Origin of the sequence: Streptomyces sp. NPDC087844 (assembly GCF_044742785.1) — a bacterium.
Classification (GTDB): domain Bacteria; phylum Actinomycetota; class Actinomycetes; order Streptomycetales; family Streptomycetaceae; genus Streptomyces.
Genome location: NZ_JBIUVD010000002.1, coordinates 611,419 through 627,982, shown reverse-complemented (window position 1 = coordinate 627,982; position 16,564 = coordinate 611,419). Strand labels below are relative to the sequence as shown.

The window sequence follows — 16,564 nt, the reverse complement described above, 5'->3', positions numbered from 1 at the left end:
GGCCGCGGATCCCGGGTGGGGTTCCGCGGCCCTGAAGGCGCCGGCCTGATCGTCGATCAGGCTGGATCACTCCAGGGGTCAGGCCCACGGAAGGCCCACATCGTGTGATGCGTCTGCTTGTCGGCTCCGGCACCGGCCGCCTCAAAGGCATAGGCCTTCGCCTGTGCCTCTACTGCTTCCAGTGCCTTCATCGGTCGCTCATTGCGCTCGCGGACAGGGAGTGTCGCGAGAGACACGGGGGACGCCGGACGAACGGCAGCGATGCCGGACAGACCGGTGCCCAGGTTCGAGAAGCCGAGCAGGCAGGTGGAGGCGACCGAGCGATCGGTCATTTTGGCGGTGCTGGCGGAGCTGGTGATGATGCTGATCACTGGAATCGCCTCCTCTCGGCGTCTCTGGGACCGGGCGAGCCGGTCCGTCGGTTATTAAGTACAGCACGAAACCTGGGCCTTCGAGAAGGCCGCCGTCTCCGTGCTCTAGAACTTATGGGGATTGCTGGGGCATGCGCAAACTATTTTCTCGACGAGTTTGAATCATTCCTCACCTTCACCGGTATCAGGCTCTTGACCTGCACAGATGGCGAGTACGTCGGTTCCGTAGCGGTTGAGCTTGCGGGCTCGGACGCCTGGGATGCGGGCCAGCTCAACCGGAGTGGACGGCACCGCTTCCGCGATGGCCATGAGCGTCTTGTCCGTGAAAACGCAGAAATCCGGCTGCCCGCTCCCCCGGGCCTGGACCGCTCGCCAGTCACGCAGTCGTTCGTAGAGCCCTTCGTCCATGTCGGAGGGGCAGTCCTCGCAGCGCATCAGCTTCATCTCGCCCGCGTCGTTGAGGGTGCGACCGCAGACCCGGCAGCGGGCAGGGGTGCGGCTGGTCCGCCGGGGTGCGTCGGGGGCGCTGCCCGGGGCCCCGCGCTCGATGCCGCCGGGCCCGCCGGGGCCGGTCGCGCCCCTGCGGCCCGCGGTGGTGACGGAGCCGGGTCGCAGGCCGTCGAGGAAGCGGCTGGGCCGCCGGTTGGGGCGGCCGCCGGGTGAGCGGGACTGCGACCAGGAGACGCAGAGGTGCTGTCTGGCGCGGGTGACACCGACGTAGAGGAGGCGGCGCTCCTCCTCGATCTGTTCGTCGGTCTTGGCGTAGGAGATCGGCATCATGCCCTCGGCGACGCCGACCAGGAAGACGACGTCCCATTCCAGGCCCTTGGCGGAGTGGAGTGAGGCGAGGGTGACGCCCTGGACGGTCGGGGCGTGCTGGACGCCGGCGCGCTCTTCGAGTTCGGCCATGAGGTCGCCGAGGGTGGCGTCGGCTCTGGCGGCGGCGAAGTCCTGGGCGAGGTTCGCGAGGGCGGCGAGGGATTCCCAGCGCTCCCTGACGGCGCCGGAGCCCGCCGGCGGCTGGTGGGTCCAGCCGTCTCCGGACAGCACCGCCCGTACCTGTGAGGGCAGGTCGGGGGCGCCGTCGAGGAGTGAGTCGTTGCCTCCGAAGCGGGCCGCGCCCCGCAGGGCGTGGATGGCTCGCTTGACCTCGGGGCGGTCGAAGAAGCGCTCGGCTCCGCGCAGCTGGTAGGGAACGGCGACATCGGCGAGGGCCTGCTCGTAGATCTCGGACTGCGAGTTCGTACGGAAGAGGATCGCGATCTCGCTCGCGGGGGTGCCGGAGGCCATGAGGTCGCGGATGCGGCGGGCGGCGCCTTCGGCCTCGGCGGGCTCGTCGGCGTACTCCGCGTAGCCGGGCTCGGGGCCCGCGGCGCGCTGGGAGATCAGCTCCAGCCGGTGGTCCGCGGCACGGCCGCGGGCCTGGGCGAGCAGGCCGTTGGCGAGGTGGACCACCTGCGGGGTGGAGCGGTAGTCGCGGACGAGTTTGACGACTGTGGCGCCGGGGTGGCGGGTGCGGAAGTCGAGGAGGTGGTCGGGGGTCGCGCCGGTGAACGAGTAGATGGTCTGGCTGGCGTCGCCGACGACGCAGAGGCTGTCGCGCTCGCCGAGCCACAGTTCCAGCAGGCGTTGCTGGAGAGGGCTGACGTCCTGGTACTCGTCGACCACGAAGTGCTGGTACTGGGCGCGGACCGCTTCCGCGATGTGGTGCTGGTCCTGAAGGATGCCGACGGTCAGCAGCAGGACGTCCTCGAAGTCGATGACGCCGCGGCCTCGTTTGATGTCCTCGTACGCGGCGTAGAGCTGTGCGATCTCGGCGCGGTCGCGGGGGGCCTCGCGTCCGGCCTTCACGGCCGCCGCGGCGTAGTCGGCGGGGATGGTCTGGGTGACCTTGGACCATTCGATCTCGGCGGTGACGTCACGCAGTTCACCGCGGTCGAGACGGATGCGGGAGGCGGCCGCGGCGTCGGCGACGAGCTGGATCTTGCGGTCGACGATGCGGGGCAGGCTGCCACCGACTGCTTTCGGCCAGAAGTACTGGAGCTGACGCAGGGCGGCGGAGTGGAAGGTGCGGGCCTGGACCCCGGAGGCGCCGAGCTGGCGGAGACGGCCGCGCATCTCGCCCGCGGCACGTGCGGTGAAGGTGACGGCGAGCACGCTGGAGGGCTGGAGGATCCCTGCCCGCACTCCGTAGGCGATGCGGTGGGTGATGGCACGGGTCTTGCCCGTACCGGCTCCCGCGAGCACGCAGACCGGGCCGTGCAGGGCGGTGGCGACCTCGCGCTGCTCGGGGTCGAGCCCTTCGAGCACCGCGTCGGCCCCACTCGGCGGTGCCGGGTACTGAGAGCCGTGGGTGCCCTGCGGGAAAAGGGTGGAACGCGATGCTGCTGTCACCCCGCCATGCTGCCAGGTCGGCCGGGACGGATGCGCCGGTTGTCCACAGGGAGCCGCTTGCGGTCGTACTAATACGGCAGGCGCCGCCTGTCCCCCGTCGCCCCTGCCCGCCCGCGCACGGGAATGGCAGCCCGGTCGCGTACGTTCCCCTCACTGCGAACACGCACCTCCCTGCAGCGAAGGAGCATGAGAGACATGCCGGGCACTGTGACGATGTACAGCACCACGTGGTGCGGCTACTGCCGTCGGCTGAAGAGCCAGATGGACCGTGAGGGCATCACGTACGACGAGATCAACATCGAGCACGACCCGGCGTCCGCGGCGTTCGTGGAGAAGGCGAACGGCGGAAACCAGACAGTTCCCACGGTCTTGATCGTTGCCTCCTCGGGCAACGAGTCGGTCATGACCAACCCGAGCCTTGCCCAGGTGAAAGCCGCCCTCGCTACCTGAGAGCCAGGAACCTCGGCGCCCAGGACCTGTCCCCGGTCCCAGGCGGCAGTTTCCTCAGGTGGCCGTTCCGCGCGTCGGCAGGGGCTTGCCGTACCAGAGCTCGATCAGGCGGGCCGCAATCGAGATGCCGTACGGAGGCAGGACCTCCCCGGACTCGAAGGCGGCCCGCAGGTCTTCCCGGGAGAACCAGCGCGCTTCCTCGATCTCCTCGCCGTCGACATTGATCTCCGCCGAGGTCGCGCGGGCCATGAAGCCCAGCATGAGGCTGGAGGGGAAGGGCCAGGGCTGGCTGGCGATGTACTCGACCTCGCCGACGGTGATGCCGGCCTCCTCGAACACCTCGCGGCGGACCGACTGCTCGATGGACTCGCCGGGCTCGACGAAGCCCGCGAGGGTGGAGAAGCGGCCTTCGGGCCAGTGCACCTGCCGGCCGAGCAGGATGCGGTCCTCGTTGTCCGTCACGGCCATGATCACGGCCGGGTCGGTGCGGGGGTAGTGCTCGGCGCCGCAGGCGGGGCAGCGGCGGATGTGACCGGCCGCGGCGATCACCGTGCGTTCACCGCAGCGGGAGCAGAAGCGGTGCAGGCGCTGCCAGTTCTCCAGGGCGACCGCGTGCACCATGAGGCCCGCGTCGCGGGGTGACAGGAGCAGGCCGGCCTCGCGCAGTCCCGCCGCGCGCGCGGACTGGTCCATGCGGCCGGGCAAAGTGTCCTTCTGGAGGGCGAAGTAGCTCACGCCGTCGTCGTCGGTGCCGAGGAAGTAGCGGTGCGCCTCGGTGAGGGGCGCTTCGAAGGACGGGGTCATGACGAGTTCGGTGGTGCCGTCGGGCGTCTCGTCGATGAGGACCTGACCGCCGGAGACCACGAAGGCGCGGGTGGTGGGGTGGCTCCACGCCGCGGCGAGCCAGGCCTCGTCGAGCCGGTGGTGGGCGGCCCGGTCGATGCCGCTCGTGGCGGTGAGCGAGATGGGACGGTCGGCGGTGCGGTCGGTCCAGGTGGTCACGGGTGCTTCCAACTCCCCCGGTGAAACGGGCGGTTCGACGGGCTGTTCGGTCGGATGTCCGGATGTCCGGCAGAACGTGTGCGGCGGGACGTGTGCGGCGGGGTTTCTTCAGTGTGCATCTGGCCAGTTTCGGGCCAGATCGCCCCACAGGTAGGCGGAGGTCTCGACGCCTTTGAGGAGGAGGTCGAGTTCGACCTTCTCGTTGGGGGCGTGCCAGCCGTCGGACGGGACCGAGATGCCGAGGAACAGCACCGGGGCGGCGAGGACGTCCTGGAGGTCCGCGGCGGGCCCCGATCCGCCTTCGCGGGTGAAGCGGATCTCCTTCTCGAAGGCGCGGCCCATGGCGCGTACGACGGACTGCAGTGCGGGATGGTCGAGCGGCGTCAGGCACGGGCGCGTGGCGGCGCCGAAGGTGATCTCGTGGCGGATTCCGGCGGGCAGCTGCTCGGCGGCCCAGGTGCGGACGGCTTTCTCGATGTGGTCGGGGTCCTGTCCGGCGACGAGCCGGAAGGAGAGTTTGACCATCGCCGACGACGGCACGATCGTCTTGTTGCCGGGGCCCTGGTAGCCGCCGCCGATGCCGTTGACCTCGGCGGTCGGGCGGGCCCAGACACGCTCCAGGGTGGTGTGGCCGCTCTCTCCGTGGGTGGCCGTGGACCGGGCGGTGCGCAGCCAGCGCTCCTCGTCGAAGGGCAGCTCGGCGAAGAGTTCCCGCTCACGGTCGGTGAGTTCGGTGATGCCCTCGTAGAAGCCGGGGATCGCCACGCGCGCGTGCTCGTCGTGCAGGGCGGCGACGAGGCGGGCGACAGCGGTGGCCGGATTGGGCACGGCTCCGCCGAAGGAGCCGGAGTGGATGTCCTGGTCCGGCCCGTACAGCTGGATCTCGCACTCGGCGAGGCCGCGCATGCCGGTACACACCGTGGGGGTGTCCTCGGACCACATGCCGGTGTCGGAGACGATCACCACGTCGGCGGTCAGCCGGTCCTTGCGAGCTTCGACGAGGTCACGGAAGTGCGGGGAACCGGACTCCTCCTCGCCCTCGATCAGCAGCTTCAGGTGGACCGCGGGAGTCGTGCGGCCCGTGGCGGCGAGGTGGGCCCGGACGCCGAGTGTGTGGAAGAACACCTGTCCCTTGTCGTCGGCGGCCCCGCGCGCGTGGAGTCGGTTTCCGCGGACGACGGGCTCGAAGGGGTCGGTGTCCCAGCCGTCCTCGCGGGCGGCGGGCTGTACGTCGTGGTGGCCGTAGACGAGGACCGTGGGCGCCCGCGGATCGTCCGAGGGCCATTCGGCGAAGACCGCGGGTGCGCCGGGGGTCGCCCAGACCTCGCAGGTCGGAAAGCCCGTCTCCCGCAGTTTCGCGGCGAGCCAGTCGGCGCTGCGCCGTACGTCCGCGGCATGCTCGGGCTGGGCCGAGACGGACGGGATGCGCAGCCACTCGGCGAGGTCGTCGAGGAAGGCCGCGCGGTGCCGCTCGGTGTACGCGCGGACGGCGCTGTCCGGAGTCTTGCTCATGGTCACGAGCCTATCCGTCCACGCGCGCGTGCTGGTCAGGCGGTTCGTCGGGAACCTCTTCGGGCGGTTCTTCCAGGAGAAGGCGTTCCAGTGCGGCCCGGTCCGGCAGACCCTCGGGGCGTACGACCTCGCCGCTGCGCACGTACAGGAAGGCTGCCTGTACGGATTCCAGGGGGATGCCGTGCTGCTCGGCCCAGGCCAGCCGGTAGAGGGCGAGCTGGAGCGGATCGGCGGTGCGGGTGCGGCTGGTCTTCCAGTCGACGATCTCGTACGTCGTGGTCGCCTGCCCGTCTCCGTGCTCGTCGCCCTCTTCCCTGTAGACCTCTTCCCTGTAGACCGCGTCGATCCGGCCCCGTACGACACGGCCGGCGATCGCGAGTTGGAAGGGGGCCTCGACCCGGTAGGGCGTGCGGTGGGCGTAGGGGGTGCGCTCGAAGGCGTCCTTGAGTGCTTCCAGGTCGCGTTCGTCGGCGATCTCGGCCTCACTGCCGGGCAGGTCCTCCGGCTCCAGCATCGGGAGCCGAAGCTCTTCGAAGCGGGCTTCGACCCAGGCGTGGAAGCGGGTGCCCCGGCGGGCGGCGGGCTGAGGCGGGCGCGGCATGGGGCGCGCCAGTTCCTGGGCGAACCCTTCCGGGTCCGCGGCCAGACGCAGCAGCTGGGACGCGGTCAGGGAGGCGGGCAGGGGGACGTCCGTGACGCTCTCACGGGCGCGCAGGAGTTCCCCGGTGAGGGCGTCCAGGTCGCGGTCCCAGGAGGCGATGGTGCGGGCTTCCTCGGAGGTGAGGCGCGTGGTCTCGGGAGGGTGCGGGCGGGCGTCCGGGGCGGGGCTGGGGTGCGGGACCGTCGGGCGGTGGGGGGGCGCCGGGCGGTTCGGTGTCCACGAGTCCCGGTCGTCCGGGGCCGCGTCGGTGAAATCGGCCTCTTCATAAGGAGGCTCGTCCTCCTCCGGCGGCGGCCAGTCCGGGTCGTCGTACGGGCCGGGGTCGTCGTACGGGCCCGGGTCGTCGGGAACCGAGGGGTGAGCCGTCTCGTGGGAGTGGCCGGACTCCAGGTGGGCCAGCACCGTCCGTGCGGCCTCACGGCGGCGGGTCATCGCCAGGTCGTCCAGCGGGAGCGGCCAGGCGTGGTCGCCGCCGGCCGCCAGCAGCGCGGGGTTCTCCTCGTCCTCGTCGGGTTCGTCCTCCCAGGCCTCGATCTCGCCGTGCCCGGCCGCGCAGTGGTCGTACAGGGCGTGCAGGAAGTCGGAGGGGCCGCGGGGCTTCTTCTGCGAGGGGCCCCACCAGTGGCCGGAACCGAGCAGCAGGGAACGGGGGCGGGTGAAGGTGACGTAGCCGAGGCGGAGTTCCTCGGTGTGCTGGTGCTCCTTCATGGCCTCATGGAAGGCCTTCATGCTGCGGGAGTCCCAGGCGCCGATGTCGGGCAGGGTGTCGGCGTCGCCGCGCAGTTCGTGCGGGAGGACCTTGCCCTGGGCGGTCCATTTCTCGCGGCCCTGGCCGCTGGGGAACGTGCCGGTGACGAGCCCCGGGACCACCACCACGTCCCATTCGAGGCCCTTGGACTTGTGGGCGGTGAGCACCTTGACGGTGTTCTCGCCGCCCGGCAGCGCGTTGTCGAGGCCCTTCTCGTACTGGGCCGCGGTGCGCAGGAAGCCGAGGAAGGCGAGCAGGCTCGCCTCGCCCTCGTTCGCGGCGAAGGAGGCGGCGACGTCCAGGAAATTGGACAGGGTCTCGCGGCGGCGGGCGGCCAGCGCGTGCGGGGACGCGGAGAGTTCCACCTCAAGGCCGGTGGTGGCGAGGACCCGGTGCAGGACGTCCATGAGCGGGTCGGCGAGCGAGCGGCGCAGATCGCGCAGTTCGGTGGCGAGCCGCGCGAACCGTACGCGGGCGTCGGCCGAGAACGGCAGCCCGTCGTCGTCCCCCTCTCCGCCGAAAGGCGTCTCAAGGAAGGTGTCGAGCGCGTCCGCGAGGGAGATCACCTCGGCCGGGTCGACGCCTTCGACGGCTGCGGCGAGCCGCAGGTCGGGGTCGTCGGCGGCGCCCACGCGCGCGTGGGACACGAGCAGCCGGGCCCGGCGGCCCAGGAGGGCGAGGTCGCGGGGGCCGATACGCCAGCGCGGTCCGGTGAGCAGGCGGACCAGTGAGGCGTTGGCCCCGGGGTCCTGGAGGACCTCGCAGACGGCGACGAGGTCGGCGACCTCGGGCAGGTGCAGCAGCCCGGAGAGCCCGACGACCTCCACCGGGATGTCGCGGGCGACGAGCGCGCCCTGGATCTGGCCGAAGTCGGTCGCGGTACGGCACAGGACGGCGATCTCGCCGGGGGCCTTCCCCGTACGTACGAGATGGGCGATGGAGTCGGCGAGCCAGTCCATCTCCTCGGCGTGCGTACGCAGCAGGGCGCAGCGCACCATGCCGTCGCGCTCGGCGCCGGGGGCCGGGCGGAGGGCCTCCACGCCCGCGTGCATGGCGCGCAGGGGTTCCGCGAGGCCGTTGGCGAGGTCGAGGAGGCGGCCACCGCTGCGGCGGTTCTCACTGAGCGACTGGCGGGTCGCCGGGCGGCCGTCCGCGTGCGCGAAGTGCTCGGGGAAGTCGTCGAGGTTGGCCACGGAGGCGCCGCGCCAGCCGTAGATGGCCTGGCAGGGGTCTCCGACGGCGGTCACCGGGTGGCCCGTGCCGCCGCCGAACAGGCCGGCCAAAAGGATGCGCTGGGCCACGGACGTGTCCTGGTACTCGTCGAGGAGGACCACCCGGAACTCGTCGCGCAGGATGCCGCCGACCTCGGAACGAGTGCGGGCGAGGGTCGCCGAGAGGGCGATCTGGTCGCCGAAGTCGAGGAGGTCGCGCTCGCGCTTGGCCTTCCTGTAGCGGTCCACGAGCTCGGTCAGTTCACGCCGGGTGGCGGCGGTCTCCGGGACCTTGCGCAGGTCGGCGTTGGTGAGTTTGACGCCCTCCAGGTCGTGCAGCAGCCGGGCGTCGTACGCACGCAGTTCCTCGGGCTGTACGAGGTGTTCGGCCAGCTCGGAGTCGAGGGTGAGGAGGTCGCTGACCAGGTCGGGGAAGGAGCGGGTGAGCGCGGGGTAGGGGCCCGGTGCTTCGCGCAGGACGCGGGCGGCGAGCTGGTAGCGCGTGGCGTCGGCGAGGAGGCGCGAGGTGGGTTCGAGTCCGATACGCAGCCCGTGGTCGGTCAGCAGACGGCCTGCGAAGGCGTGGTAGGTGGAGATCACCGGCTCGCCCGGGGGGTTGTCCGGGTCGATCACGTCCGGGTCGGTGACTCCGGCCCTGATCAGTGCCTTCCGTACGCGCTCGGCGAGCTCGCCCGCCGCCTTGTTGGTGAACGTCAGGCCCAGGACCTGCTCGGGGGCCACCTGTCCGGTGCCGACCAGCCACACCACGCGCGCGGCCATCACCGTGGTCTTGCCGGAGCCGGCTCCGGCCACGATCACCTGCGGGGCGGGCGGGGCGGTGATGCAGGCCGTCTGCTCCGGGGTGAACGGGATGCCGAGGAGCTCCTTGAGCTGCTCGGGATCGGAGATACGGGCTGGCACGTCTGAGAGGCTAGCCGCGCCCACTGACAGTCGGTGCCGATTCGACGGCCGGGTCGAAGGATGCGCAGGTCAGCACACGTGGTGCTGTATGTCACTTCGTGCACGGCGAACATTCTTCGTCCCGCGTTGCCGCACACGCGGCGGACCCGCGGTGGACACCCCGCGGACGGCTGCCCGGAGCCGTGCCCCGTCACTCGACGACGTGACGTCCCTCCGGGCGGGCGCTGCACGAGGCCCGGAAGGCGCAGTGCGTGCAGTGCTGGCCGGTCGTCGGCGTGAACCGTTCGTCGAGGACCTTGCCCGCGGCGGTGGCGAGGAGGTCGCCGACCCACTCCCCCTCCAGGGGCTCCTGGGCCTGCACCTTGGGCAGGGTCTCGCCGCCGTCCTTCTTGGGGGCGCCCTGGCGGAGCTGGACGAGTTCGGCTCCGCCAGGCTCGGGGCGTTCGCCGTCGAAGGCCTCGTCCACGGCGCCCTCGTTGACGGCGAGCTGGTAGACGGCGAGCTGCGGGTGGTGGGCCACGTCGGCGGCGCTCGGTGCCTGCTTGCCGGTCTTGAAGTCGACCACGTAGGCGCGGCCCTCGGCGTCCCGCTCGACGCGGTCCATGGAGCCGCGGATGCGGACTTCGTAGGAGCCCGCTTCGAGGGTGACGTCGAAGTCGTGCTCGCTGGCCACGGGCGTGCGTTCGGCGCGGTCCATGACATGCCACTTCAGGAAGCGTTCGAGCGCCACGCGCGCGTGCTCCTTCTCCTGGGCCGACTTCCAGGGCGCGTCGAAGGCGAGCGCCTCCCACACGGAGTCGAGGCGCTCCATGAGGACGGCGAGGTCGGCGGGCGTGCGGCCGGAGGCGACCTCGTCCGCCAGGACGTGCACCACGTTGCCGAAGCCCTGGGCGGCGGTCGCGGGGGCGTCCGCCTTCACTTCGCGGCCCAGGAACCACTGCAGGGCGCAGGTGTTGGCGAGCTGGTCGAGGGCGCTGCCGGAGAGTACGACGGGATGGTCGCGGTCGCGCAGCGGCACCTTGCTCTCGGTGGGTTCGTACATGCCCCACCAGCGGTAGGGGTGCGCGGACGGCACCAGGGGGCGGCCGTCCTCGTCGCCGAGCGCGGCGAGTCTGCCCAGGCGGCGGGCGGCCGCCTCCCTGAGGGGGGCCGAGACGCGGGGGTCGACGGTGGTGGACCGCAGTTCCGCGACGAGCGCGGCGACGGACAGGGGGCGGCGGGGTCGGCCCGTTACGTCCTTGGGCTCCGTGCCGAGTTCGGTGAGGAAACGGGAAGGCTGGTCGCCGTCGTCCGCGGGGGCCTTCACGGCGGTGACGACGAGCCGTTCACACGCGCGCGTGGCGGCCACGTAGAACAGGCGGCGCTCTTCGGAGAGGAGCGCTCCGGGGGTGAGCGGCTCCGCGAGACCGTCACGTCCGATGCGGTCGGCCTCCAGGAGGGAGCCGCGACGGCGCAGGTCGGGCCACAGACCCTCCTGGACGCCCGCGACGACGACCAGACGCCACTCCAGGCCCTTGGAGCGGTGCGCGGTCATCAGACGTACGGCGTCGGGGCGCACGGCCCTTCGGGTGAGCGTGTCGGCGGCGATGTCCTGGGCGTCGACCTCCTCCAGGAAGTTGAGGGCGCCACGGCCGCCGGTGCGTTCCTCGGCACGCGCCGCGGTCGCGAACAGCGCGCACACGGCGTCGAGGTCACGGTCCGCGTTGCGGCCTGCCGCGCCGCCGCGCCGGGCGGCCCGCTCCAGGCGCTGCGGCCAGGGTGTGCCGTCCCACAGCTCCCAGAGCGCCTCCTCGGCCGTGCCGCCCCCCGCGAGGCGTTCCCGTGCCTTGCGCAGGAGGGCGCCCAGGCGCTGGGCCCCGCGCGCGTACGAGGGGTCGTGGGCGACCAGCCGCTCCGGCTCGGCCAGTGCCTGCGCCAGCAACTCGTCGGAGGGTGGCGGCACGTGGTTGCCCGCGGCGCGCTCCTCCTCGCGCAGGGCACGGCCCAGCCGGCGCAGGTCGGCGGCGTCCATACCGGCCAGTGGGGACGCGAGGAGGGTGAGCGCGGTCTCGACGCCGAGCCACGGCCTCTCCGCGACGGCCGGCTCCTCCAGGACGGCCTGCTCCTCCGGGACCGACCGTTCCTGCGGGACGGGGGAAGGAGTCGCGGGGGAGGGGTGCTCCCCCAGTTCCGCCACGGCCACCGCCTTGAGGGCCGTCAGCAAGGGCGTCACCGCCGGTTCGTGGCGCAGGGGCAGGTCGTCACCGTCGATGTCGAGGGGGACGCCGGCCGCGGTGAGCGTGCGGCGGATCGTCGGGATGGTGCGGGAGCCGGCACGCACCAGGACGGCCATGTCCTTCCACGGAACGCCGTCCTCCAGGTGGGCGCGGCGCAGGATGTCCGCGATGTTGTCCAGCTCCGTACCGGGGGTCGGGTACGTGTAGACCTCCACCTGGCCGCCGTCCCGTACGGGGGCGAGTTCCCTGTGGGCGCGTACCTTCTCCGCCGGGAGGCGGGTCAGAGGCATGCGCTGGGTCAGCAGCCGGGTGGCCGCCAGCAGGCCCGCGCCCGACCTGCGGGACGTCCTCAGGACCTCGACCGGCGCCGGTGTGCCGTCCACGCGCGGGAAGACGTCGGGGAACTCCAGGATGCCGTTCACGTCGGCGCCGCGGAACGCGTAGATCGACTGGTCGGGATCGCCGAAGGCCACCAGGGTGCGGCCGCCGCCCGCGAGCGCGTCCAGGAGCCGCAGCTGCGCCGGATCGGTGTCCTGGTACTCGTCGACGAAGACCGCGTCGTACCGCTCTGCGAGCCGTTCGGCCACGCCAGGGCGCCGGGCGAGCAGCACGGCGCGGTGCACCAGCTCCGCGTAGTCGAGCACTCCCTGCATGTCGAGCACGTCGAGGTACTCGGCGAGGAAGGCGGAGGCCGCCAGCCAGTCGGGGCGGCCGATGCGCCTGGCGAAGGTCTGCAGGGCGTCGGGGCCGAGGCCCAGTTCACGGCTGCGGGCGAGGACCGCGCGGACCTCGTCGGCGAAGCCGCGCGTCGTCAGGCACGCGCGCAGTTCGTCCGGCCAGCGCACATGGGCGAGGCCGAGCCGCTCCAGGATGGGCTGGCCCGCGAGCAGTTCCCGTACCGCCACGTCCTGTTCGGGGCCGGAGAGCAGCCGCATCGGTTCCACGAACAGATCGGTGTCCTGGTGGGCCCGGACGAGGGCGTAGCAGAAGGAGTGGAAGGTCGTCGCCTGGGGCGCACGGGCCGCTCCCATGCGCAGCGCCATGCGGTCGCGCAGTTCCACGGCGGCCTTGCGGCTGAACGTCAGTACCAGGATGCGCTCGGGGTCCGCGCCTCGGGCGATCCGGGCCGCCACGGACTCGACGAGCGTGGTCGTCTTGCCGGTCCCCGGACCTGCGAGGACGAGCAGCGGGCCGTCCTTGTGGTCAACCGCCGCGCGCTGGGCTGCGTCCAGCACAGGGGGAGCCACCCGTGCCGGCGGGGTACGCACCAGCCGGTAAGCGCCACGGGTCCCCTGTCGACCCCGGGGGTACGACAGGCGCCTGGTGGAGGAAGAGGAGCTCACGTGGTTCGCCGGTCCTGGTGGGTGTGCTGGGGATTGTCACTGTCGGCGCGGAACGCCGTCGGTGAGGGATCGTGCTCGGGCGACGGGCGGGGAATGTGCGCCGCGAGGCGGGCGGTGACCGCGGGATGAACGGGACGCGCGCTGTCGACGCTACGCCGGTGGATGCCGTGGAAGCGACGCTTCTACGTGTTCCCTCCCGGCACCGGTGTCTCCCGCATCACGAACGTACGGCATGTCCCGGGCGTGCCCGCATTCCCCCGTACGGGTCACCTGTCCCCCTCCTGGCGGTCCCCTGCCGGAAGCTGTCGGGTGTGACCCTCCGTGCGATCACCGCCGTCCCACCTGGCCTGTCTCATGTCGATGCGCGGAACGTGCCCTTCGGCGGCCTTGTTCGCCGCCTTGAGGGGCGTGCCCTCGACCCGGTAGTGCTCCAGCGCCTCCAGTTCGTGGCCCAGGAGCACCGCGCCGTCCGCGCGGACGACCCGCCACCACGGAACGGCTCCTCCGTAGAGGGCCATCACGCGTCCGACCTGTCGCGGACCGCCTTCCTCCAGCCACTCCGCGACGTCTCCGTACGTCATGACGCGCCCGGGCGGAATCTGCTCGGCGACGTCGAGGACCCGCTCCGCGTACTCCGGCAGGGTGTCCGCCGGAAGGCTCTGCTCGCTCATCCGGTCCATCCTGCACCACCCCTCCGACAACGTGACGCGGCGGCGACTGAGCGTATCCCTCGCCCCGGAACAGCGCTTCGGGCAGACTGTGCGCCCCCGCGTCGCACCCTGATGCCCCCCTGTGTCAGCGGGGCATGCCACCATCGTGCGGGCGGTTACTGGTGATACGAGACCAAGAAGAGACGATGAAACAGCAGGGTGTGCACCCCGAAGACGCGGAGGGCACCTCTGAGGTTTCGTCGCGCCCGGATTCCGGCGACGATACGGACGAGAGCCTTCCGGAGATGACAGAGGCGTCCGTGACGTCGGTGACAGACGTTGCGTCCGAGACAGGCGTGACGCCCGGCAGTCCGGACACGTCCCAGAAGAAGGACATGCGCGAGGAGAGCGGAGCCGAGGAGACCGACGGCGCGGCCTGCGACGACGCCCCGGCCGAAGCGGTCGAGGGCGACGAACCGCTGCTCCCCGCGCGCGTGCACCGCCCCTCCGACCTGATGCGCCTGCTGGTGGGCGTTCTCGCGATCGCCGTACTGCTGTCGATCGCCGCGTTCGCGCACGGCACGACGTCGGGGCTGGCGCAGGACATCAACAAGGGCACCGACGAGGCGCCCGACCTGCTCATCAAGATCGCCGGGCTCGCGTCGAGCATCGCGATCCTCCTGGTGCCGGTCGCCTTCGCCATCGAGCGGCTGATCAAGCGGGACGGGCTGCGGATCGCCGACGGCGTGCTGGCCGCGGTCCTCGCCCACGGTGTGACGCTCGCCACTGACCTGTGGGTCGCCAAGGCCGCCCCGGACTCGATCCAGAAAGCGCTCACCCAGCCCTCCCCCGCAGACATCCACGCACTGACCGATCCCGTGCACGGTTACCTCGCGCCGGTCATCGCCTATATGACGGCCGTCGGCATGTCGCGACGGCCACGCTGGCGGGCGGTCCTGTGGGTCGTGCTGATGCTCGACGCGTTCTCCATGCTGGTCACCGGCTACACGACCCCCTTCTCGATCATCCTCACGGTGCTGATCGGTTGGAGCGTGGCCTACGGGACGCTGTACGCGGTCGGCTCACCGAACGTACGGCCCACGGGCCGGACCCTGATGGCCGGCCTGCGGCACGTCGGCTTCCACCCGGTGAGCGCGGCGCGGGACGAGACCCCGGAGGCCGCGGACGGCGACCGTGGCCGCCGGTACTTCGTGACGCTCCAGGACGGTGCCCCACTGGACGTCACGGTGGTGGACCGGGAACAGCAGGCGCAGGGCTTCTTCTACCGCGTGTGGCGCCGTCTGACACTGCGTGGCATCACCACGCGCCGCAGCCTCCAGTCGCTGCGCCAGGCCCTGGAACAGGAGGCGCTCCTCGCATACGCGGCCATCGCGGCCGGAGCCAACGCGCCGAAGCTGATCGCGACCTCCGAGCTCGGTCCGGACGCCGTGATGCTGGTCTACGAACACATCGGCGGGCGCACCCTCGACGCGCTGCCGGACGAGGACATCACCGACGACCTGCTGCGCGAGACCTGGCACCAGGTGCAGGCGCTGCAGTCGCGGCGCATCGCACACCGCAGGCTGGCCGGTGACGCCATTCTGGTGGATCGTTCCGGCACGGTGATCCTCACGGACCTGCGCAACGGCGAGATCGCGGCCGGTGAGCTGCTGCTGCGCATGGACGTCGCCCAGCTGGTCACCACACTCGGTCTGCGCGTCGGCGCGGAACGCGCGGTGGCCTCGGCCGTCGGCGTGCTCGGCCCGGACGCGGTCGCCGACTGCCTGCCCATGCTGCAGCCCATCGCGCTCACCCGCTCGCACCGCGCCACCCTGCGCAAACTGGCCCGGGAGCGTTCGGAGCGCGAGCGCGAGGCGGTCCTGGAGGCCTCCAGGCAGACCAAACTGGCCCGCGCCGAGGAACACGAGGTCACGTCCCAGGAGACCAGGCCCGTCCTGGAAAAGCCCGACAAGAAAACCGTACGTGCCGAGCAGCGGGCCGAGAAACGGGCGATCGACGAGGCGCTGGACGAGGCCCGCGAGGAGGACCTGCTCACCCAGATCCGGCACCAGGTGCTGCTGATCAGGCCGCAGGCACCGGTCGAGCCCGCCCGTCTTGAGCGCATCCGTCCGCGCACGCTGATCAGTTTCATCGCGGGCGCGTTCGGCGCGTACTTCCTGCTGACGCAGCTCACGCACATCGAGTTCGGCACGCTCTTCGACAGCGCCCAGTGGGGCTGGGTCGCCGCGGCGGCGCTCTTCTCGATGCTGAGCTACTTCGCCGCGGCCATGAGCCTGCTGGGCTTCGTGCCCGAGCGGGTGCCGTTCATGCGGGCGGTGGCGGCGCAGGTGGCCGGGTCCTTCGTGAAGATCGTGGCGCCCGCGGCAGTGGGCGGTGTCGCGCTCAACACGCGGTTCCTCCAGCGCGCGGGAGTACGGCCGGGGCTCGCGGTGGCGAGCGTCGGCGCGTCGCAGCTGTTCGGGCTCGGCTGTCACATCCTGATGCTGCTGTCGTTCGGTTATCTGACCGGTACCGAGAAGACGCCCTCCTTGTCGCCGTCCCGGACGGTCATCGCGGGTCTGCTGACCGTCGCGGTCCTCGTCCTCGTCATGACCTCGGTGCCGTTCCTGAGGAAATTCGTGGTCACGCGCGTGCGGTCGCTCTTCGCGGGTGTCATCCCGCGCATGCTGGACATCCTCCAGCGGCCGCAGAAGCTGATCACCGGCATCGGCGGCATGCTTCTGCTGACGGCCTGCTTCGTGATGTGCCTCGACGCGTCGATCCGGGCGTTCGGCAGCGAGGACATGCCCGCGATCAGCATCGCCAGTGTGGCCGTCGTCTTCCTCGCCGGGAACGCGCTCGGCTCCGCGGCGCCCACCCCGGGCGGGGTGGGCGCGGTCGAGGCCACCCTGACGGTCGGCCTGATCGCCGTCGGACTTCCCAAGGAGGTCGCGGCGCCCGCCGTGCTCCTGTACCGCCTTCTCACGCTGTGGCTGCCCGTGCTGCCGGGGTGGCTGTTCTTCAACCACCTGACACGCAAGGGCGCGCTCTAGGTGTATCGCCCTGTGCGGTCGGCTCCAGGACC

At 71.6% G+C, this 16,564-nt stretch carries 9 protein-coding genes; 2 read left to right on the top strand and 7 right to left on the bottom strand.

Annotation, left to right across the window (positions count from 1 at the left end; genetic code table 11):
* Positions 1–56: 56 nt before the first annotated feature.
* Positions 57–371, bottom strand: a complete 315-nt coding sequence (locus ACIOKD_RS06365) for a hypothetical protein (RefSeq protein WP_402078939.1) — start codon at positions 369–371, stop codon at positions 57–59.
* Between the two features lie 162 nt (positions 372–533).
* Positions 534–2,765 (bottom strand): ATP-dependent DNA helicase UvrD2, encoded by a 2,232-nt coding sequence (locus ACIOKD_RS06360; protein WP_402078936.1) that lies wholly within the window; start codon positions 2,763–2,765, stop codon positions 534–536.
* A gap of 195 nt (positions 2,766–2,960) precedes the next feature.
* Between ACIOKD_RS06360 and ACIOKD_RS06355 the strand changes: the two genes are divergently transcribed.
* A complete protein-coding gene (locus ACIOKD_RS06355; protein ID WP_402078933.1) occupies positions 2,961–3,215 on the top strand; it encodes a mycoredoxin in 255 nt (84 codons plus the stop codon).
* Positions 3,216–3,269: 54 nt separating this feature from the next.
* Here ACIOKD_RS06355 and nudC read toward each other — a convergent pair whose 3' ends face one another.
* From nudC to ACIOKD_RS06330, 5 genes are all read right to left on the bottom strand, one after another.
* A complete protein-coding gene (gene nudC / locus ACIOKD_RS06350; RefSeq protein ID WP_402078930.1) occupies positions 3,270–4,217 on the bottom strand; it encodes an NAD(+) diphosphatase in 948 nt (315 codons plus the stop codon).
* A gap of 108 nt (positions 4,218–4,325) precedes the next feature.
* Positions 4,326–5,729, bottom strand: coding sequence for a dipeptidase (locus ACIOKD_RS06345; protein ID WP_402078927.1), 1,404 nt, complete (start codon positions 5,727–5,729; stop codon positions 4,326–4,328).
* 10 nt (positions 5,730–5,739) lie between these two features.
* Complete coding sequence (locus tag ACIOKD_RS06340) at positions 5,740–9,270, bottom strand: UvrD-helicase domain-containing protein (protein ID WP_402078925.1); 3,531 nt, start codon at positions 9,268–9,270, stop codon at positions 5,740–5,742.
* 190 nt (positions 9,271–9,460) lie between these two features.
* Positions 9,461–12,829, bottom strand: coding sequence for an ATP-dependent helicase (locus tag ACIOKD_RS06335; protein ID WP_402078922.1), 3,369 nt, complete (start codon positions 12,827–12,829; stop codon positions 9,461–9,463).
* Positions 12,830–13,095: 266 nt separating this feature from the next.
* Positions 13,096–13,500 (bottom strand): MGMT family protein, encoded by a 405-nt coding sequence (locus ACIOKD_RS06330; protein WP_402078919.1) that lies wholly within the window; start codon positions 13,498–13,500, stop codon positions 13,096–13,098.
* Between the two features lie 185 nt (positions 13,501–13,685).
* Between ACIOKD_RS06330 and ACIOKD_RS06325 the strand changes: the two genes are divergently transcribed.
* The gene (locus ACIOKD_RS06325) at positions 13,686–16,532 is read left to right on the top strand and encodes a YbhN family protein (RefSeq protein ID WP_402078916.1); all 2,847 of its coding nucleotides are present in this window, start codon (positions 13,686–13,688) and stop codon (positions 16,530–16,532) included.
* Positions 16,533–16,564 lie beyond the last annotated feature (32 nt).

Excerpts from the sequence above, each read along its gene's own strand:
- ACIOKD_RS06355 (WP_402078933.1), top strand. The coding sequence starts at position 2,961 with ATGCCGGGCACTGTGACGATGTACAGCACCACGTGGTGCGGCTACTGC.
- ACIOKD_RS06345 (WP_402078927.1), bottom strand. The coding sequence starts at position 5,729 with ATGAGCAAGACTCCGGACAGCGCCGTCCGCGCGTACACCGAGCGGCAC.
- ACIOKD_RS06325 (WP_402078916.1), top strand. The coding sequence starts at position 13,686 with ATGAAACAGCAGGGTGTGCACCCCGAAGACGCGGAGGGCACCTCTGAG.
- ACIOKD_RS06330 (WP_402078919.1), bottom strand. The coding sequence starts at position 13,500 with ATGAGCGAGCAGAGCCTTCCGGCGGACACCCTGCCGGAGTACGCGGAG.